Source organism: Kitasatospora cinereorecta, assembly GCF_024172095.1.
GTDB classification, from domain to species: domain Bacteria; phylum Actinomycetota; class Actinomycetes; order Streptomycetales; family Streptomycetaceae; genus Kitasatospora; species Kitasatospora cinereorecta.
The window spans coordinates 286,926-306,429 of record NZ_JAMZDX010000002.1; the positions used below are offsets into that span (position 1 = coordinate 286,926).

The 19,504-nt window shown below is 70.7% G+C and carries 16 protein-coding genes; 9 read left to right on the forward strand and 7 right to left on the reverse strand.

What is annotated here, in order from left to right:
• The first annotated feature begins 11 nt into the window (after positions 1-11).
• The 3 genes from alc to FHR36_RS08255 all read left to right on the forward strand — a co-directional run bounded on the left by alc (position 12) and on the right by FHR36_RS08255 (position 3,812).
• The gene (alc, locus tag FHR36_RS08245) at positions 12-1,277 is read left to right on the forward strand and encodes an allantoicase (RefSeq protein ID WP_253795262.1); all 1,266 of its coding nucleotides are present in this window, start codon (positions 12-14) and stop codon (positions 1,275-1,277) included.
• A 55-nt stretch (positions 1,278-1,332) separates the two neighbouring features.
• Entirely contained in the window at positions 1,333-2,793 is a 1,461-nt protein-coding gene (locus tag FHR36_RS08250) for a catalase (RefSeq protein ID WP_253795264.1), read from the forward strand.
• A gap of 302 nt (positions 2,794-3,095) precedes the next feature.
• The gene (locus tag FHR36_RS08255) at positions 3,096-3,812 is read left to right on the forward strand and encodes an IclR family transcriptional regulator (RefSeq protein WP_253796691.1); all 717 of its coding nucleotides are present in this window, start codon (positions 3,096-3,098) and stop codon (positions 3,810-3,812) included.
• A 22-nt stretch (positions 3,813-3,834) separates the two neighbouring features.
• Here the strand turns inward: FHR36_RS08255 and FHR36_RS08260 are convergent, their stop codons facing one another.
• The gene (locus FHR36_RS08260) at positions 3,835-4,497 is read right to left on the reverse strand and encodes a DUF3592 domain-containing protein (protein ID WP_253795266.1); all 663 of its coding nucleotides are present in this window, start codon (positions 4,495-4,497) and stop codon (positions 3,835-3,837) included.
• Positions 4,498-4,602: 105 nt separating this feature from the next.
• Complete coding sequence (locus FHR36_RS08265; RefSeq protein WP_253795268.1) at positions 4,603-5,244, reverse strand: pyridoxine/pyridoxamine 5'-phosphate oxidase; 642 nt, start codon at positions 5,242-5,244, stop codon at positions 4,603-4,605.
• A 166-nt stretch (positions 5,245-5,410) separates the two neighbouring features.
• Between FHR36_RS08265 and FHR36_RS08270 the strand changes: the two genes are divergently transcribed.
• From FHR36_RS08270 to FHR36_RS08285, 4 genes are all read left to right on the forward strand, one after another.
• Positions 5,411-6,301 carry a metal-dependent hydrolase gene (locus tag FHR36_RS08270; protein WP_253795271.1) on the forward strand — a complete coding sequence of 297 codons (891 nt, stop codon included), beginning with the start codon at positions 5,411-5,413 and terminating at the stop codon, positions 6,299-6,301.
• 317 nt (positions 6,302-6,618) lie between these two features.
• A complete protein-coding gene (locus FHR36_RS08275; protein WP_253795273.1) occupies positions 6,619-7,704 on the forward strand; it encodes a PDR/VanB family oxidoreductase in 1,086 nt (361 codons plus the stop codon).
• A gap of 2 nt (positions 7,705-7,706) precedes the next feature.
• Positions 7,707-8,561: a M24 family metallopeptidase gene (locus tag FHR36_RS08280; protein WP_253795275.1), complete on the forward strand. Its 855-nt coding sequence runs from the start codon at positions 7,707-7,709 to the stop codon at positions 8,559-8,561.
• Entirely contained in the window at positions 8,558-10,291 is a 1,734-nt protein-coding gene (locus FHR36_RS08285; RefSeq protein ID WP_253795276.1) for an SDR family oxidoreductase, read from the forward strand. The genes FHR36_RS08280 and FHR36_RS08285 overlap by 4 nt, the downstream gene beginning before the upstream one ends.
• A gap of 675 nt (positions 10,292-10,966) precedes the next feature.
• On the opposite strand, the gene FHR36_RS08290 is transcribed toward FHR36_RS08285, so the two are convergent.
• From FHR36_RS08290 to FHR36_RS08300, 3 genes are all read right to left on the reverse strand, one after another.
• The gene (locus FHR36_RS08290) at positions 10,967-13,195 is read right to left on the reverse strand and encodes a UvrD-helicase domain-containing protein (protein WP_253795278.1); all 2,229 of its coding nucleotides are present in this window, start codon (positions 13,193-13,195) and stop codon (positions 10,967-10,969) included.
• On the reverse strand, positions 13,192-14,022 hold the full coding sequence (locus FHR36_RS08295; RefSeq protein ID WP_253795280.1) for a hypothetical protein: 831 nt from the start codon (positions 14,020-14,022) through the stop codon (positions 13,192-13,194). The genes FHR36_RS08290 and FHR36_RS08295 overlap by 4 nt, the downstream gene beginning before the upstream one ends.
• Before the next feature lie 431 nt (positions 14,023-14,453).
• Complete coding sequence (locus FHR36_RS08300; RefSeq protein ID WP_253795282.1) at positions 14,454-15,005, reverse strand: chloramphenicol phosphotransferase CPT family protein; 552 nt, start codon at positions 15,003-15,005, stop codon at positions 14,454-14,456.
• Between the two features lie 94 nt (positions 15,006-15,099).
• On the opposite strand from FHR36_RS08300, the gene FHR36_RS08305 reads away from it, so the two are divergent.
• Together FHR36_RS08305 and FHR36_RS08310 are read left to right on the forward strand one after the other, a co-directional pair.
• Positions 15,100-15,969, forward strand: coding sequence for a DUF3626 domain-containing protein (locus FHR36_RS08305; protein ID WP_253795284.1), 870 nt, complete (start codon positions 15,100-15,102; stop codon positions 15,967-15,969).
• 11 nt (positions 15,970-15,980) lie between these two features.
• Positions 15,981-16,601: a LysE family translocator gene (locus FHR36_RS08310; RefSeq protein WP_253795286.1), complete on the forward strand. Its 621-nt coding sequence runs from the start codon at positions 15,981-15,983 to the stop codon at positions 16,599-16,601.
• Positions 16,602-16,629: 28 nt separating this feature from the next.
• On the opposite strand, the gene FHR36_RS08315 is transcribed toward FHR36_RS08310, so the two are convergent.
• The gene (locus FHR36_RS08315) at positions 16,630-17,826 is read right to left on the reverse strand and encodes an XdhC family protein (protein WP_253795288.1); all 1,197 of its coding nucleotides are present in this window, start codon (positions 17,824-17,826) and stop codon (positions 16,630-16,632) included.
• Positions 17,827-17,915: 89 nt separating this feature from the next.
• Entirely contained in the window at positions 17,916-19,397 is a 1,482-nt protein-coding gene (locus FHR36_RS08320) for an NCS2 family permease (protein ID WP_301329960.1), read from the reverse strand.
• Positions 19,398-19,504 lie beyond the last annotated feature (107 nt).

Here is a 19,504-nt window from a genome sequence, read left to right on the forward strand (position 1 = left end):
GGAGCCCCGAGTTGAGTACCGGTCAGACCCCCAGCGCTCCGTTCACCGAGCTGGTCAACCTCGCCTCCCGGCTGCTCGGCGCCGGCATCGTCGGCACCAACGAGGACACCTTCGCCGACGCGGAGAACCTCCTGGTCGCCAAGCCCGCCGAGTTCCGCCCGCACACCTTCGGCCACAAGGGCCAGATCATGGACGGCTGGGAGTCCCGCCGCCGCCGCGGCGCCTCCGCCGAGCAGCCGCACCCCACCGACCAGGACCACGACTGGGCGATCGTCCGCCTCGGCGTGGCCGGCGTGATCCGCGGCGTGATCGTGGACACCGCCCACTTCACCGGCAACTACCCGGAGACCGCCTCGGTCGAGGCGGCCGCCCTGTCCGGCCACCCCTCGCCCGACGAGGTCCGGGCCGCCGAGTGGGTCGAGATCGTCCCCCGCAGCGCCCTCCAGGGCAGTACCGCCCACGAGTTCGCGGTCGACAACGGCACCCGCTTCACCCACGTACGCCTGAACATCTTCCCCGACGGCGGTGTGGCCCGGCTGCGGGTGCACGGCGAGGTGCTGCCCGACCCGCGCGAGCTGGACGGCCTCACCTTCGACCTCGCCGCCCAGGAGTACGGCGGCGTCGCCGAGGCCGCCTCGGACCGCTACTTCTCCTCCCCGCACAACCTGAACGCTCCCGGCCGCGCCTCCGTCATGGGCGAGGGCTGGGAGACCCGGCGTCGGCGCGACAAGGCCAACGACTGGGTGCAGATCGCCCTGGCCGGGGGCGGCGAGGTCCTGGCCGCCGAGGTGGACACCACCCACTTCGTCGCCAACGCCCCCGGCTGGGCCGACCTGGTCGGCTACGACGCCTCCGCCGGCGGGGACCCCTCCACCGACGCCGACGGCTGGTTCCCGATCCTGCCCCGCACCCGCCTCCAGCCCGACACCCGCCACCGCTTCCGGCTCACCGTGGGACGTCCCGTCACCCACGTCCGGATCAACGTCTTCCCCGACGGCGGCCTGGCCCGCCTGCGCCTGACCGGCAAGCTCACCGAGGCCGGCCGCGCCGCCCTCGCGCTGCGCTGGTTCGACGCGCTGCCGGCCGCCGACGCCGAGACCGCCCTCACCGAGGCCGGCCTGACCGCGGCGGAGGCCACCGCCCTCACCGCCGCCCGCCCGCTCGCGGACGCCGCCGCGACCACCGCCGCCGTCGCTGCCCTGCAGCCGACCGACGGCCCCGACGGCGAGCACACCACCCGCCGCCGCGCCGCCACCTGGCGCCTTCTCGGGATCTGAATTTTTCCGACAGGGGTGGTGCCCTCCCGAAACTGATCACTTGTAAGGACCCGTCATGTCGAAATTCCTCACCACCGAGTCCGGCGCCCCGGTCGCCGACAACCAGAACTCCGCCTCCGCCGGCGAGTACGGCCCGCTGCTGATCCAGGACCAGCAGCTGCTGGAGAAGCTGGCCCGCTTCAACCGCGAGCGCATCCCGGAGCGCGTCGTGCACGCCCGCGGCTCCGGCGCCTACGGCTACTTCGAGGTCACCGACGAGGTCTCGCAGTACTCCAAGGCGGCGTTCCTCTCCGAGGTCGGCAAGCGCACCGAGGTCTTCCTGCGCTTCTCCACCGTCGCCGGCGCCCTCGGCTCCTCGGACGCGGTGCGCGACCCGCGCGGCTTCGCGCTGAAGTTCTACACCGAGCAGGGCAACTACGACCTGGTCGGCAACAACACCCCGGTGTTCTTCATCAAGGACCCGATCAAGTTCCCGGACTTCATCCACTCGCAGAAGCGCGACCCGTTCACCGGCGTGCAGGAGGCGGACAACGTCTGGGACTTCTGGGCCCACTCGCCGGCGTCGACCCACCAGATCACCTGGCTGTTCGGCGACCGCGGCATCCCGGCGTCCTACCGCCACATGAACGGCTACGGCAGCCACACCTACCAGTGGGTCAACGAGCAGGGCGACGCGTACTGGGTGAAGTACCACTTCAAGACCAACCAGGGCATCCGCAGCCTGGACTGCGAGCAGGCCGCCGAGGTGCTCGGCGGCGACGCCGACTCGCACCAGCGCGACCTGCACCAGGCCATCGAGCGCGGCGTGTTCCCGTCCTGGACCCTGTACGTCCAGCTGATGCCGGTCGCCGAGGCGGCGGACTACCGCTTCAACCCGTTCGACCTCACCAAGGTGTGGCCGCACGCGGACTACCCGCTGGTCAAGGTGGGCCGCCTGGTGCTGAACCGGAACCCGGAGAACGTGTTCGCCGAGGTCGAGCAGTCGGCCTTCTCGCCGAACAACTTCGTGCCCGGCATCGGCCCGTCCCCGGACAAGATGCTCCAGGGCCGCCTGTTCGCCTACGCGGACGCCCAGCGCTACCGCCTCGGTGTCAACCACACCCAGCTGCCGGTGAACGCGCCGCGCGCCACCGAGGCCGCCAACTACGGCCAGGACGGCTTCAACGCGCTCAACCGCAACGGCCGCGGCAAGAACTACGAGCCCAACTCGTACGACGGCCCGCGCCAGAGCGACGAGGCGCTGGCCGCCCCGTCCGCCGTCTCCGGCTACACCGGCACCTACACCACGCCGGCGCACACCAAGGACGACGACTTCTTCCAGGCCGGCGAGCTCTACCGGCTGATGTCCGAGGGCGAGAAGGGCCGCCTGATCGCCAACCTCGCTGGCTTCCTGGCCCAGGTGACCCGCGAGGACGTGATCGAGCGCAACCTCGCCCACTTCCACGCGGCCGACGAGGAGTACGGCGCCCGCCTGGAGGCCGCCGTCGCCAAGCTCCGCGCGGGCGACGACAGCTGAACCCATCGACCAACCCTCACCGGCCGCCGGGGCCCGCACCCCGGTAGCCGACGGGCCCTTCCCCTCCGGGCAGTAGGGGAAGGGCCCGTTCCCTTTTTCCGCGGCACCCGTCTCCGTTCGGCGGGGTCGTCCGTGGGCATATGCCAGTCAAGGGGTACGGCCCACCTGCGGCGATATTCGGTGCGGCGCGCGGTGCGGTGGTTAGGCTGGACGGATCGGTGAGAGGGGAGGCGGTGCCCGTGTCGGCACTGAGCCGGGATCAGCAGGCCACCCTGGGCGGGGGTGGCGCCGGTCCGTTCGGGATGCTCCGGAGGGCCCTTCGGCTGCTGGAGGCGGTCGACCGCAGGCCGGGTGGGGTGACCACCGGGGAGCTGGCCCGCGATCTGTCGGTGCCGCCGCCGTCGGTGCAGCGGCTCGCCGAGGAGCTGGAGATCGAGGGCTACCTGACCTTCGCGGACGGCGCCTGGGTGCTCGGCGGTGCGTTCGCGCTGCTCGGGCGGCAGAGCCGCGAGCCGCTGGTACGGGCCCGGATGCAGCACCGGCTGGCCGAACTGCGCGACGAGATCGGGGCCGCCGTCTACTTCAGCCGCTACCACGACGGGGAGCTGACCGTGGAGGCCGTCTCGACGGCCGACCACGCGCCGGCGGTCGAGGAGTGGGTGGACTTCCGGGCCACCGCGCATGCCAGCGCGATCGGCAAGTGCCTGCTCAGCCAGCTCGACCACGAGGGCCGCCTGGACCACCTGGCCCGCCACCCGGTCGCCCGGCTCACTTCCCGCACCATCACCGACCCCGAGCAGCTGATGCACCGGCTGGAGCGGCAGCCCGCCACCGTCCCGGTGCTGGACCTGCAGGAGTACGCGCTCGGCACGGTCTGCGCCGCCGTCCCGGTCACCGCCGGCTCCACGGTCGGCTGCCTGGCCACCTCGATGCCGGTCGCCGAAATGCACCGGCTGCGCGCGGCGGCCGAGGTGCTGGCCGCCCGGGCGGCGCCGCTGATGCTGGCGATGGCGGTCTGAGCCCGGGCGGTGCGGCGGTCGCTCAGTGCGGTCCGTCCGGCCAGGGCAGCAGCGTCACCGTGATGTCCCGCGGCTCGTCCGGCAGGTGGCGGACGGTCACCGGGCGGCCGGGCCGCGGCCGGTCGCCCGCGGGGAACTCCCGGTCGACCTGCCGGGTGTACTGCTCGCCGTCGGCCGCGGTGTAGCGGACGGTCAGGGTGAGCCGGGGGAGGTCGCCGCCGACCCCGGTGACCACCCCGGGCACCGAGACGCCGCGGTCGCGGCGTTGCCGCCAGCGGGCCACCTCGCGGCGGCGCCGGCGCAGTCCGAGCAGGGCCGGCGGCACGGCCAGCAGCGCGGCCCCGGCCGCCGCGCCGAGCAGTCCGGGGTGCGGATGCGGGGCGGCGAAGGAGCAGCCCACCAGCCCGGCGGCGGCGCCGGCCGGCAGCAGGGCGCCGACCGGCAGGAAGAGTTCGGCTTCCGGCGCATCTCCGATCGTCACGTACAGGGCGGTCCAGAGCGCGGCGAGCCACAGGCCGAGACCGGCCGCCGTGCCCAGCGCGTACAGCGGATCCCGGTGGGCCAGGGCGACACCCGAGCCGGCCACCCAGCCGCCCGCCGCGGCGGTGCCCGCGCAGAGCGCGAGGCCCAGCGAACGGCCGACGGTCATCCCGGACGGCTCGGCCGCCGGTGCATCGGTGCTCATGGCGCGGGATGCTAGTCGGCCGCCGCCGGCGCCAGGCCAACTCCCGCCGCCCACCGGGCGTACGGCCGGTGAACAGGCCGCAGCCCCGGCTGTGGTCCTTCTTGGTCAGGGCCAGAGCAGCGTACGGTCCCAGCCGTCCGCACCGCGCCGGTAGCGCAGCCGGACGTGGCGTCGCCGCGGGTCGCCCTGCCAGAACTCCACCGAGTCCGCGTGCAGCGTGTAGACGGTGTGCCCGGGCACCGGCAGCGCCGGGTCGGCGGCCAGCGCCGCCTCGAAGGCGGCGTCGTACTCGGCGGCGGAGGCGAGCGGCTCGCTCTGCCGGCCGACCAGCGAGGCGGCCCGCGCACCGGGCGAGCGGTTGAGCGCCGCGGGCGCCGCCACGGCGGTGACCTCGCCGCGGATCCGGACCTGCCGTCCGAGCGCGGGCCAGTACACCGTCATCGCGGCGGCCGGCCGACCGGCCAGCTGGCGGCCCTTGGGGCTGTCCGCGTCCGCCCAGAACACCCAGCCGGCGCGGGTGGTGTCCACATCCCGCAGCACCAGCACCCGGGCGTCGGGCAGCCCGTCCCCGTCCACCGTGGAGAGGGTCACCACCTGGGCGTCCGGCACCCCGGCGGCCAACGCGCCGCGCAGCCACTCCACGAACAGCCCGGCCGGCTCGGCGGGTGCGGCCGCGGGGTCGAAGGCGGGCAGCTCGCGGGCCATCGGCGGGTGCGCGATCAGCGCCTCGACCAGGCCGTCGTCCACAGGGTCTCCCGGGGTGCGGGGCCGCGGCGCGGCCGGTCCCGGCATGGTAGGCGGAAACTTATTAGACTCGATGTCGATAAGAACGGTCGAGACCCTTGTCCGCCCCCGTACCCGCGAGTAGTTTGCGGATACGCCCTCGCCACCCAGCAGGTCAGGAGGCACCCCCATGCCCGGCACCACCCAGCCCACCACCGTGCACGACAACCTCGTCCTGGAGCCCCGGGACGTGCACTTCGACTGGTCACGGCTGCCGCTGCACTGGATCCCCGACGAGCCGATGGCCACCCACACCATCAACGTGCTCCACCTCCTCCTCCCCGAGGGCGAACGCTGGTTCGTCAAGGTCTTCAAGGACGCCCTGCCGCTCATCACCGACCAGCAGCTGCGCGAGGAGGTGCTCGGCTTCATCGGCCAGGAGGCCATCCACGCCGAAGCCCACCAGGAAGTACTCGACCACCTGCTCGGCCAGGGGCTCGACCCGCGCCCGTACGTCCGCCAGATCAGCTGGCTGTTCCACCGCGTCCTCGGCGACAAGCCCGGCCTGACCCCCACCCAGCGCCGCGAGAACATCATCGAGCGGGTCGCCTTCGTCGCCGCGATCGAGCACTTCACCGCCTTCCTCGGCAACTGGGCGCTCAACTCCCCGGGGCTGGACCGGGCCAAGGCCGACCCCACCATGCTCGACCTGCTGCGCTGGCACGGCGCCGAGGAGGTCGAGCACCGCAGCGTCGCCTTCGACCTGATGGTCCACCTCGACCCCGGCTACCTGCGGCGGGTCCGCGGCATGGCCGTCTCCGGGCCGCTGCTGGTCCACCTCTGGATCCGCGGCACCCGCTTCATGCTCGCCGCCGACCCGACCCTCAACGGCTCGATCCGGCCCAGCTGGCGGGAGGCCCAGCAGGTCGCCCGCCGCGGACTGCTCCCCGAGCCCGCCCGGATGCTCCGCTCCGCCCTCCGGTACTTCCGGCCCGGCTACCACCCCACCCAGGAGGGCTCCTCCAGCCAGGCGCTCGCCTACCTCGCGACCTCGCCCGCGGCGCGCGAGGGCAACCACTAGGGGCGCGAGGAACTGCGCGACCGGCCATCCACGGTCCTGCACGTTCTCCTCCCGCCTGTAGCGAACTGCTCCCGTGGTCGACCACTCGATGACGCGCGCCCCACCCGTGGTCGGCCTCGCAGTTCCCCGAGCCCCTTGTAGGGCTGACGCGAACCCAGGGGCGCGAGGAACTGCGCGACCAGCCATCCACGGTCCTGCACGTTCTCCTCCCGCCTGTAGCGAACCGCTTCCGTGGTCGACCACTCAGTGAGGCTCACCCGTCCCGTGGCCGGCCTCGCAGTTCCCCGAGCCCCTGAAGAAGAAAGCCTCCTCCGCTTATGGATCTCAGCACCCCGCCCCCCGACCTCTACGGCCGCCCGCGGGCGGACCGGTTCTTCGAGCGCCTCACCGCCTTCAGCGACTGGTACACCCCCGCCATGGGCCGCCCCGGGCTGCGCCGCAACCCGCGCCGTCCGCAGACCCGCCCGACACCCCCGCTGACCGTGGTGGTCACGTCCCACGAGCCGATCGCCGCCGACGTGGTCGAGCTCCGCCTCGCCGACCCGTCCGGCGCGCCGCTGCCCGGGTGGCAGCCCGGCGCCCGGATCCTGCTCACCCTCCCGTCGGGCCGCGAGCGGCACTACTCGCTGTGCGGCGATCCGGCGGACCGCCACTTCTACCGGATCGCGGTGCGGCGGATCGCGGACGGCGGCGGGGGATCCACCGAGGTCCACGACGAGCTGCACGCGGGCGTCCGGCTGACGGTCCGCCGGCCGCGCAACGGGTTCGCGTTCTGCGGCGAGCCGCGGGTGCTGCTGCTGGCGGGCGGCATCGGGATCACGCCGCTGCTGCCGATGGCCCGGGCCGCCCGGCGCGCCGGCGTGGACTGGCGGCTGGTGCACACCGGCCGGGACGCGGCGTCGCTGCCGTTCACGGACGAGCTGCGCGCCCTCGACCCGACCCGGGTCGAGATCCGCACCGACGACGTGCACGGCGTGCCCGACGCCGCCGACCTGCTGTCCCGCGCGCCGCAGGGCGCCGCGGTGTACGCCTGCGGGCCGGCCCCGATGCTGAGCGCCGTGCAGCGCGCCCTGGACGCGTCGCCCGCCGCGTCGCTGCACGTCGAGCGTTTCGGCGCGCCGCCCATCGTCGACGGCCGCCCGTTCACCATCCGGCTGGGCGCGGACGGGCCCGAACTCACCGTCCCCGCCGACCGGTCGGCCCTGGACGTGGCCCGCGAGCTGCGCCCGGACCTGCCGTACTCCTGCCACCAGGGCTTCTGCGGCACCTGCCGGCTCACCGTCCGCTCCGGCACGCCCGAGCACCGCGACCGCCGGCTCACCGAGGACGAGAGGGCCGCCGGCGCCCTGCTGCCCTGCGTCTCCCGCGCCGCCGAGGGCGAGACCCTCGTCCTGGAGGTCTGACCGTGCCCGCCACCAGCACCCCGCCCGCGTTCCCGTACACCGAGCAGGACCTGGCCCGGTTCCGCGAGACCCAGCAGTTGGCGTACGGCTGCGCCGAGCAGGTCGCGGCCTGGATCGAACCGGGCGTCACCGAGCGGCAGGCCACCGCGAAGCTGCGCCGTTGCCTGGTCCGGGCCGGCGTGCAGGACTTCTTCCACGTCCCGTTCGCGTGGTTCGGCGACCGCACCGCGTTCCGGCACTTCCACACCCCGCTGCAGTTTTTCGCCGGCAACCGCAAGCTCCAGGAGGGCATGCCGTACGTGCTGGACTGCGCGCCCGTGGTCGACGGCTACACCGCCGACATCGGCTACGGCGGGAAGGTCGGCGACAACCCGGTGTGGGACCGGCTCGCCCAGGACCTCAAGGTCTACCGCGAGCTCATCCTGCGCGAGGTCCGCGCCCGCCGGCCGCTGAACGAGGTGTACGCCGCCGTCGACGCCCAGATCGCCGCGCACGGCTACGACAACCGCCACCGGGTCTACCCCGGCCGGGTCATCGGCCACCAGGTGACCCGCACGACCGCCCGCGGCCCGGCCGGCGTCAACCTGTTCGGCTTCGGGGTGCGCACCCTGCAGACCCTCGGCCGCGAACTCATCAGCGAACGGCTGCACGGCCGCTCGCCCCTGTGGGCGGACGGCCGCGCCTCCCGCCACGCGCCCACCCCCGGACTGTGGGCGGTCGAACCGCACATCGGATTCCGCGAGGTGGGCATCAAGTTCGAGGAACTCCTCGTGGTCACCGAGGATGATGCGTACTGGCTCGACGACGACCTGCCGCACGTGCGGCGCTGGACCCACACCCAGGAGGCCACCGCATGACCGGAGCCCACGGTGGCATCCGCCGCCGCACCGTCCACTCCCACGGACTGCCGCTGGCCGTCTACGAGCAGGGCGACCCGGCGCATCCGACGGTGGTCCTGGTGCACGGCTACCCCGACACCCACGCGGTCTGGGACGACGTCGCCGCCGACCTCGCCGCCGACCACCACGTGGTCCGCTACGACGTCCGCGGCGCCGGCGCCTCCGGCGTCCCCGCCGGCCGCCACGAGTACCGCCTCGAACTCCTCGGCGCCGACCTGCTCGCCGTCGCCGACGCGGTCAGCCCCGACCACCCGGTCCACGTGGTCGCCCACGACTGGGGCTCGGTGCAGTCCTGGGAGGCGGTCACCACCCCCGGCGCCCGGCAGCGGATCGCCTCCTACACCACCATGTCCGGCCCCTGCCTCGACCACATGGGCCACTGGATCCGCCACCGGCTGCGCCGCCCCACCCCCCGGCACCTGCGCCAACTCCTCGTCCAGGGCCTGCACTCCTGGTACATCACCGCCTTCCACCTGCCGGTGCTCGCCCCCGCCACCTGGCGGCTGTGGCTGGCCCGCGCCTGGCCCCGCGTCCTGCGCGACCTGGAGGCCGTCCGACCCCGCCCCGGCCACCCGCAGGCCACCCTCAAGCAGGACGCGGTCCGCGGCATCGAGCTCTACCGCGCCAACATGCGGCCCACCATCCGCCGCCCGCGCGAACGCCACACCGACGTCCCGGTCCAGCTGATCACCCTGCGCCGCGACCACTACGTCTCCGACTTCCTCTCCGACGGACTGGAACGCTGGGCACCCAAGCTCACCCGGCGCAGCCTCGACGCCACCCACTGGTCCGCCCTCCTGGAGAAGGGCGCCACGGTCGCCGGCATGGTCCGCGACTTCACCACCCGGATCGCCGCCGGCCACGAACACGCCCCGCCGGACAGCGGCGAACTGGTCGTCGTCACCGGCGGCGGCAGCGGCATCGGCCGCGCCACCGCGCTCGCCTTCGCCGAACAGGGCGCCCGCGTCGTGGTCTGCGACCGCGACCTCGAATCCGCCGAACGCACCGCCGAGCTCTGCATGCTCACCGGCTCCGCCGCGCACGCCTACCGCGTCGACGTCAGCGACGGCGCCGCCGTCGACGCCTTCGCCGCCACCGTCGCCGCCGAACACGGCGTCCCCGACGTCGTCGTCAACAACGCCGGCATCGGCCACTCCGGCACCTTCCTGCAGACCACCGAGAAGGAGTGGCAGCGGGTCCTCGACGTCAACCTCTGGGGCGTCATCCACGGCTGCCGCGCCTTCGGCACCCTCATGGTCGAACGCGGCACCGGCGGACACATCGTCAACCTCGCCTCCGCCGCCGCCTACCTGCCCTCCAAGGTGCTCGCCGCGTACGCCACCTCCAAGGCCGCCGTCTACATGCTCTCCGACTGCCTGCGCGCCGAACTCGCCCCGCACCGCATCGGCGTCTCCACCATCTGCCCCGGCATCATCGACACCAACATCACCCGGACCTCCACCTTCTCCGGCCTCACCGCCGACGAACAGGCCGCCAAGCAGGCCAAGGTCTCCAAGCTGTACGCCCGCCGCGGCTTCCCGCCGGAGAAGGTCGCCGCCCAGATCGTCCGCGCCGTCCGCACCGGCAAGCCCGTCGTCCCCGTCACCATCGAGTCCAAGGCCGCCCGCCTCCTCGGCCGCCTCAGCCCCGCCCTCCTCCGCCGCGCCGCCCAGCTCAACGCCGGCTGACCCCCGGACCCCGCCCGACGGCGGAGAATCCGCAGGCGCCCGCCCGCCGATGGCCGTTCGACGACTAGATGACTGATGCCAAGGGCTCGCTGGCACGCATGACATGAAGCGAGGGAGACTAAAGCTCGGTTGCGACTCCTGACCTGGACCCCCTACCGCGAAGCCCATCCGCTCGGTGCTCCCGATCGCCCCGCCGTAGGCCGCGGTGAGCAGGCCGCCCCGGTCCCGGCACCGAACAACCGATCCCCGGGAGCGAAGAGCGCGCGCAGCCGCCTACCGATCACGCAGCCACTTCAGCGCCCGCCCCGACCCCCCGCAAGCCGCGACCTTCTTGGCCGCCACTACTCACACCGTCCTACCGCCCGGCGATGGCTGACGTTCGATCAGAACGGATCACGTGCAGCAAAAGGTCCCGGACCAGTGACGACGATCCACTGGTCCGGGGCCTTCCCGGTGTGCGGCGGCGAGCCGCTCAGCCGGGACTACAGCACCTGGAGGTTCTTGCGAAGCTCGAACGGGTGACCTCGGAGCGGTACTCCTCCCGCTCCTGGCGCTTGTTACGCAGGAACTGACGCCGCTCCATACCGACCTGCGGCGGCAACCGGCCTCCGGGTAGCTGAGCCGTCAGCCTCACACGGCTCGCCCGGACACCGAAGATCAATTAAGGGACAGCCCTTAGACGAGACTTCCCTTCTCCGATTCCATCAGCTGATTGGAAACTGCCCGGAGAAGAACCTCGGGAGCCCCACCGTCGTCCTCGTTCACAAATACGCGAACAGTCGCCTGTGCGCGACTGAGTGCAAGGTAAAGAAGGGATAGGTACTTCGTGCGCTCGTTCGCTCCGAGGGAAGACGCGTTCAGGTCTGGAATTCCGGCCACCAGTACCGAATCAAACTGAAGACCAGCAAGGAATTCCGCCGGGCCAATGACGAGTCCGCGGCGCCGATACCCAAGCCCCTCAATGTCTGACCGGCCAGACACGATTGAGACATGAAACTTACCGGACTGTCCCAGCCGTGACGCCAGTCTGCTGAACCTCTGCCATTGACGGACGTCAACGACCGCGAGCGCCAGTCGCCCAGACGAGTACATAGACTGCACGACTCGGGCAATGTCATCCTCTTCACCGGAACGGGACGCCGCCGAGATAAGGTGCGGCAGGGAACCGTTGGCCTGCGCCGATTCGACTCGGGAGAAGTCAATATCCCAGTTTTGCCCGAGGTCGAGTGTCGGGAACTCGTGATGCACGTGCTTGATCAACTCAAGGATCTGTGGAGTGAACCTGTGGACGGTCGTGAGTTCGAAGTTCGCGACATCGCCATATCCATCGTCCGCCGCCGAAACCCCGCTCGAGGACAGGGTGCCATCGGCGGCCAGTCCAATGAACGCCTCGGACGGAGACTGCCTTGGGTCCACGGCCATAAATACCCGCGGATAGGTCGCCGTGTCACGGGTCAAATAATGGAGGACCTGGCGCTCAAGCGGACTGAATAGATGAAACTCATCGACGAATACCAGGTCGTATCCCTGCGCTCGACGAGCACGGTTCCACGTGTTAGTGGACAGGTGGATCAGAAAGTCGGCAAGAACCTGGTCGGTTGTAGTGAGCGCTCGCTGATCGAGACTTTCCCAGTAGCGCGTATACAGCTCGAATACTACGCGCTGATCCTCCCTTGTCTCAAGCGGCAGCATCCATGTCGCGCGCGGAAGCTGGAAGTATCGGAGATCAGACCCCGCCCCAGGAAAGATTGCTGCCGCACCAATTACTGATCCAAACTCGATAAGAAGATCCCACGCCAGTGCTCGCCGCTCGTCATCGCGCGTTGAATCAAACCTCAGTCGCAGGCCTTCAGTTACACCACCCTTATAGGTGATCCAATCCCCGGCAAGGAAATCGTCGAGCACCTCCTGAATTTCATCCAGCTGAGCCTGCTTGCCGCTGAGGCTGTCGTCCCCAATCACATTGAATCCAGACGAGACGTCTTGGACATATTGAGGGGAGATCAGCTTTGCGATTTCAAGCAAGGGAAAAACGTCGATCTCGTGAAGGTGGCTTAGGCCCATCGAGTCGAGCGAGTCCGAGATCTGGGCCGCCAGTGCCCAGCTGTGCGTGGCAACGAGGACTCGCACGTCCCTTCCGGCGTCGCGGGCCTTGAGGACCTCACGGCCTGCCTTCATGGTCAAGGCCAGCGTCTTACCGGAGCCAGCCGGCCCCCGGAGTCGGATTGATTTCTCGGTGCCCGCTTGGATGAAATTCCGCTGTTCCTTAGTGACCTCCTCCAGCCATTGCTCATAAGTCCACCCCTTAGTAGTGGAGAGCTCAAGGGCTGGCAGGCGCATTTCGACATCAGCAGGCTGCGAGCGCACCTGAGCGAAGTGTTCCTGGGCAGCCGCAATAGCCCGAGCCCATTCACCCTCAAACTCCGGCGCAGCCGGCCGCCTGGCGTCGAAGTCTTCCAGGGTGGATTTCTTGTCCGATGTAGTGGTTTCCCAGAAGATAATATCGGCGCGATCCCCAGGAGAAACCTCGGCAATCCATCGACTAAACTGCGGATCACTCTTCGGAACCGCCCGAAAGGCCACGTAGTTATTGTACTTGTACTGATGCCATTGTCGCGGCAGGGAGAGCGGGCCGGCAGATTTTGCCCTCTCCGAGAAACTCGTCATGCGACTCAAGACATCCCGCCTTAGTGCGGCAAGGTGGTCCGGAACGCATAGTTCCACAGAGTTCTTATCGCGCATAATTACAATGCGCTGAGCCCCTTCGCCGTCCTCCGTCGAGATAAGGAATTCCATCTCCGGAGTGTCGAGCGAAAAAAGAACCTCCGACGACTCCACGGCATCAGGTGACAGCCCGGCCGCAAGCTCACCCAGGGCAGCAACAGTCGTAATCAGCGGTTTCATGATAGGCTCTCCCCTAGAATCGCTGCATGCAGATCTCGAAGCTCCTCATATTGCTGCGGGAGCCCGATTGACATGAATACCATCGCAAATCTTTGGACGAGCGCATGCGCAAATCGATCTCGCATGCGGGAAATCCTGCGGTACGTTGAAGGAGCTCGCGATGGCCCCAGAGAGATTTCAGGCTCCCAGACCTGCTCAATGTGTCGGAGATACGCAAAAAATCCGGCGTCCAAGCCGGGTCCGATCGACGCCAAGAAAAGCGCGTCGCCGGGAGGTTGCGAGTAGGGTTCCCGAAGTTTGCCTACCACTTTCTTAAGGGCGCCCTCAGGTTTGGGGGGACTCGCGCCGGCAAGCTGGGCTTTTACGAGCAACTCGATGCCAGATCTAAGGCTTTTCGCTGGAGTGTCCAACATTCGGATGGCTTCGAGTGCGTCGCTGGCCTTCTTTGAATTCGCTCCGTCTAGGCCGAGCCGCCGCACGATAGCTTCGGCTTTCTCTTCACTTGCCCATTCTCGAAGCCGTCGGTCACTAATGGTCGGCATCTGGCCGCTAGCGAGGATCCGGCGAAGCTCAGCCATCTGTGGTTTGACGAGTTGATCGCGGACCTTTGGGATCTGCATCTCCGCGAGGTACTCCTCGGCGGTAAGCAGCGGCACGCAGGTAACCCGACCCCGGTGCTTGGCATGAGCAAAGTCGCAGTCAGCAGTCATGACGAGGAGGTGTCGCTTCCACATCGTCGCCTCAGCGTCCACCGCCTCCAGTACGTCGCCCTGTCGTAGCGGATCGGCCACGCCGACGTCGCAGTACTCGGCAAAGCGCTCATCCATCGTCTGCTCCTACAGCCCACCTGGTTAGCAACGCATCGCTACGGTAGCGGAATTGGGGTCCTTCCGGTTGCACCTTGGCGTCGGCGTCGAGGCGTCTTGCTGACGCAGACGGCACTGGGCCCTGGCCGGGATGACCGACCGAACCGCGGCGCGCCTGGACGCGTCCTGTGCGTGCACGACAACCGAGTAGGACGCGGCATCGGCTGAACCACCACGGGGTGGTTCAGACTCGACCCCTCCCAGCCTGAACACATGACCTGTCAGGGTCCTGTCTGGTCCGTTCTCCCAGCTCACAGCTATTGACCGGACAGCGGGACAGCCCGGACATCAACCTCCGGCCGCGTGGTGTCCGGCACCTGCAGGTTGGTACCGCCTTTGCCCTCGCGCCAGGTCGTTCCAACGCCAGCGGGTCATTGCACAGCCTCAGCCATCTAGGCGCCGCATGCGGCCAGGAGTTGCTGGAAGGCCGTCGGGCGGGGGCGGTCCGGGAGGAAGTCGCGGATCCGGCGGGCGCATTCGGCGGGGGAGAGGACGGAGGTGTCCACCTCGAGGTCGTACACGCCGTGGGAGTGGACCGGGCCGATCTGCTGGGCGGCCAGGCCCGGGGGGCGGTCGCCGCGTTCGCGTTCGCGCCGCTCCAGCTCGTCGAGCGGGCAGTGGAGGCCGACCAGCACCACGTCCTCGGCCGGGAACAGCGCCAGGCAGTCCTCCAGCCGCCACGGCTGGCTGAACAGGTGGTCCACCACGACCGTGTTGCCCGCTGCCGCCATCCCGGCGACCGCCCGGTGGAAGCCCATCCAGGTCCGGCGCAGCACCTCGGGCAGGTCCGCCTCGGTGTAGCCGTGCTTCGAGCGCATGGCGTGGAACGCGTCCACCGGCAGGTGGAACGACGCCCCGTCCAGGGTCGCCAGCAGTTCCTTCGCCACGCTCGACTTCCCGGAACTCGACGTCCCGTTCAGAAAGATGATCAGACCCTCGGCCACCGTCGTACTCCCCTCTCCCCGTGTACGCACCGAGCATGACCCATCGTCGGATATTCGACGGCACCGGGGCGGCGGCTGAGCGAGACTACGGCGTATGACCGCCGAGACCGTCCCCACGCCGCAGGAGCGCGCACTGCGCCACGTCGCCGCCCTCGCGGCCGGCGGCCCGCTCGACCCCGCGCTGCGGGTCACCCTCAACTTCCACCCGGACCGGCTGATCGACGGCCGCCCGATCCTCGAGGCGATGGCCGAGGACGGCGTCTACCGCTCCCAGTTCGTCACCGGCACCAGCAACGGCGGCCTCACCGCCCACCCCGGCGGCGACCGCTGGAGGTGGGAGAGCCGGATCTTCGCCGGCGCGTACGACGACGCCCCCGCGGACCTGCGGCCGGTCTACGGTGCGCTCGACTTCCGCCGCGACCCGTACGGCGCCGCCCCGCGGTTCGGCTCCGCCTTCTTCCGGCTCACCGCCGACGCGCTCGGCCGGGCCACCTTCTGCTACCCCGACAGCTGGCTGGAGCCGGCCGACTTCGGGGTCGCGGCCGCCGCCAGCGCGCTGATCGCGCTGGCCGAGGCCGACGACCAGGACGCGTTGGACGACTACATCGAGGCCCAGGTCCACGGGCCGGTCCGGCTCGCCGAGGACGTCGAGGCGCTGGTCCTCGACCCCTGCTACCGCGACACCGAGGTCGAGGCGGCCGCCCGCAAGCTCCCGTGCCCGCTGGAGTTCCACCCCGGCTACCGCCTCCCCACCGCCGAACTCGCCCGCCATCCCGACTACCGCGGCCCCGCGTACGTCGCCCTCGGCACCTCCCTCGCCCCGGACGGCCACCTCGACCCCGGCCTCCTCGGCACCGCCGCCCGCACCACCCGCCACGACCCCCAGGACCTCAAGAAGGTCTGGCACTACCTCGCCCGCTTCGGCCGGACGGCCGCACCGGACCCGCAGGCGCGGCGTCCGTAGGATGAGCGGCCATGGAGATGACGTCGGCGGTGTGGTCGTTCGCGCTGGTGGTCGGGGTGCTGACGCTGACGCCGGGGCTGGATTCGGCGCTGATCCTGCGGACGGCGGCGCTGGGGGAACGCCGGCGGGCGTGGGGCGTGGTGCTGGGCATCCAGACCGGGACGCTGGTGTGGGGGACGCTGAGTTCGGCCGGGGTCAGCGCGCTGCTCACGGTCTCGCGGGTGGCGTACGAGACGCTGCGCTGGGCCGGTGTCTGCTACCTGCTGTGGATGGGGGTGCAACTGCTGCGGGCACGCCACGCCGAGCCGGAGGGCGAGGACCGGGGCACCGGCGGCGGCCTGGGGGAGGGGTGGCGGCGCGGGGCGCTGACCAATCTGCTCAACCCGAAGGTGGGCGTGTTCTACGTGGCGGTGCTGCCCCAGTTCATCCCGCGGACGGCCCCACACCTGGCGACGGGCGTCCTGCTGACCTCGGTGCACGTGGCGGAGGGTCTGCTGTGGTCGGCGGTGCTGGTGGCGTTCGCGCGGACGCTGCGGTCCTGGCTGCGCCGCCCGTCGGCACGCCGGCTGATGGACCGGGTGACCGGTACGGCGGTGATCGGCTTCGGGGTGAAGCTGGCGGTGTCGGACTAGGCCGCACAGGACCGGCTCGGCGCCCCGGCTACGCGGCGTGCACCGCCGGCGGAGCGGTGGGCTCGCTGTCGGCGGCGGCGGCGGTGCGGGCGAGGTCGTGGTGGATGGGGCCCTCGCCGGCGGAGAGCGGCAGGCAGGAGCCGCCGCGCCGCTGGGCGACGATCTCGGCGGCGACCGAGACGGCGGTCTCCTCGGGGGTACGGGCGCCGAGGTCGAGGCCGATGGGGGAGCGGAGGCGGCCGATCTCGGCGTCGGTGAGGCCGACCTCGCGCAGCCGGGTGTTGCGGTCGCGGTGGGTCTTGCGCGAGCCCATGGCGCCGACGTACGCGACGGGCAGCCGCAGGGCGCGCTCCAGCAGCGGGATGTCGAACTTGGCGTCGTGGGTGAGGACGCAGAGCACGGTGCGGCCGTCGATCCGGTCGAGCTGGGAGTCGAGGTAGCGGTGCGGCCAGTCGACGACGACCTGGTCGGCGTCGGGGAAGCGCCGGGCGGTGGCGAAGACGGGCCGGGCGTCGCAGACGGTGACGTGGTAGCCGAGGAACTTGCCGATCCGGACGACGGCGGCGGCGAAGTCGATGGCGCCGAAGACCAGCATCCGCGGGGCGGGCACGTAGGACTCGACGAAGAAGGTGATGGTGCCCTGGCCGGCCTCGTCGCAGGGGCGGCCGTCGAGGCCGAGGACGACGCGGCCGGTGCGTCCGGCGTCCAGCATGGCCCGGGCCTCGGCGACCACCGCCCGTTCGAGCGCGGCGACGGTGGAGGGGGCGGGGGAGAGCGAGCCGTGGTGGGTGTCGGCGGTGACGGCGACGGTGGCACCGAGCAGGGCGGCCGGTCCGTCGATGACCCGGGCGAGGGCGACGGGGGTGCCGGAGGCGATGTAGGTGATGCCGGCGTCGAGGCCGGGGTCGGCACCGGGGACGACCGGCTGGACGAAGACGTCGAGGACGCCGCCGCAGGTCAGCCCGACGGCGAAGGCGTCCTCGTCGCTGTAGCCGAAGCGTTCCAGGACCGGTTCGCCGGTCTCGACGGCGGTCTGGCAGAGCTCGTACACCGCGCCTTCGACGCAGCCGCCGGAGACCGAGCCGATCGCCTCGCCGGCGGAGTCGACCGCGAGGGCGGCACCGGGGTCGCGGGGCGCGCTGCCGGAGACGCCGACGACGGTGGCCACGGCGAAGGTGCGCCCGGCGGCGTGCCAGGCCTGCAGCTGCTCGGCGATGTCCTGCACGGTGTGCTCCCTACCAACCAATAGTGCACGGGAAACGGGTGGTGCCGCGGTACGGGGGCGGACGGGTCCCCGTACCGCGGCGCGGTGGGTCAGTGCACGCCCAGCCACGACTTGATCGGGGTGAGGGCGAAGTAGACCACGAAGACGCCGGTCAGGATCCACATCAGCGGACCGGGCTCGCGCCACTTGCCGGTGCCGGCCTTGATGACGGTGTACGAGATGACACCGGCGGCCACGCCCGCGGTGATGCTGTAGGTGAACGGCATCAGGACGCAGGTGAGGAAGGCGGGGATGGCGACCTCGCGGTCGGACCAGTCGATGTGCCGGGCCTGGCTCATCATCATCGAGCCGATGACGACCAGGGCCGCGGAGGCGACCTGGACCGGGACGACGGCCGCGACCGGCGAGAAGAACAGCATCAGGGCGAACATGCCGCCGGTGACGGCGGAGGCGAGGCCGGTCCGGGCGCCGTCGCCGACGCCGGTGGCGGACTCGACGAACACGGTCTGGCCGGACGCGCCCGCCACACCGCCGATCGCGCCGCCGGCACCGTCGATGAACAGGGCCTTGGACAGACCGGGCATCCGGCCCTGCTTGTCGGCCAGGCCCGCCTCGGTGCCGACGCCGATGATGGTGGCCATCGCGTCGAAGAAGCCGGCCAGGACCAGGGTGAAGACGGCGACCGTGGCGCTGATCGCGCCGAGGCCCTTGCCGCCGAAGGCGCCGACGACGTCGACGTGGCCGAAGAGGCCGAAGTCGGGCGCGGAGACCGGGCTGCCGGGCCACACCGGGGCGGAGCCGCCCCAGGCCTTGGCGTCCAGGCCGGCGACCTTGTTGACGATCACGGCGACCACGGTGCCCGCCGCGATGCCGATCAGGATCGCGCCACGGATGTTGCGGGCCAGCAGGACGAAGATCGTCAGCAGGGTCAGGCAGAAGATCAGGACGGGCCAGCCCTCGAGTTCGCCGAAGGGGCCCAGGGACAGCGGAGTGGGACCGCCGGTGTGCACGAAGCCGGCCTTGTAGAAGCCGATGATCGCGACGAACAGACCGATGCCGATGGTGATGGCGTGCTTGAGCGGCAGGGGGATGCCGTTCATGATCTTCTCGCGGAGGCCGGAGACGACCAGTAGGACGATCAGCAGGCCGTAGATCACGCACAGGCCCATGGCCTGGGACCAGGTGGTGTGCGGGACGACCAGGGCCGAGATCGCGCCGGAGACCGAGAGGCCCGCGGCGACCGCGAGCGGCACGTTGCCGATCACGCCCATCAGGATGGTGGTGACCGCGGCGGCGAGCGCCGTGGCGGTGGTCAGCTGTGCGTGGCCGAGCTTGGCGCCGGTGACGTCGGCGCCGCTGAGGATGATCGGGTTGAGCAGGACGATGTACGCCATCGCCATGAAGGTGGTGAGTCCACCGCGGAGCTCATTTCCGAAGGTGGATCCGCGCGCGGATATCTTGAAATAGGTGTCCAGCGCGTTCTTCGGGTGAGCTGCCGGCGACGGCGTGTGGGTGTCGTCGACGGCGGGTGCTTCTTCGGTGGGGCCGGGCTCCGTGGGGATCCGGGTCATGTCCACTCCCAAGGTTCAAAGGGGGTTGGGGTGGGCGAGCCGACCTGATTGCCAGTCATGGGAGGGGCGCAGGGGGACTGTTCGACTCACTGGGGTGCACCACTGCA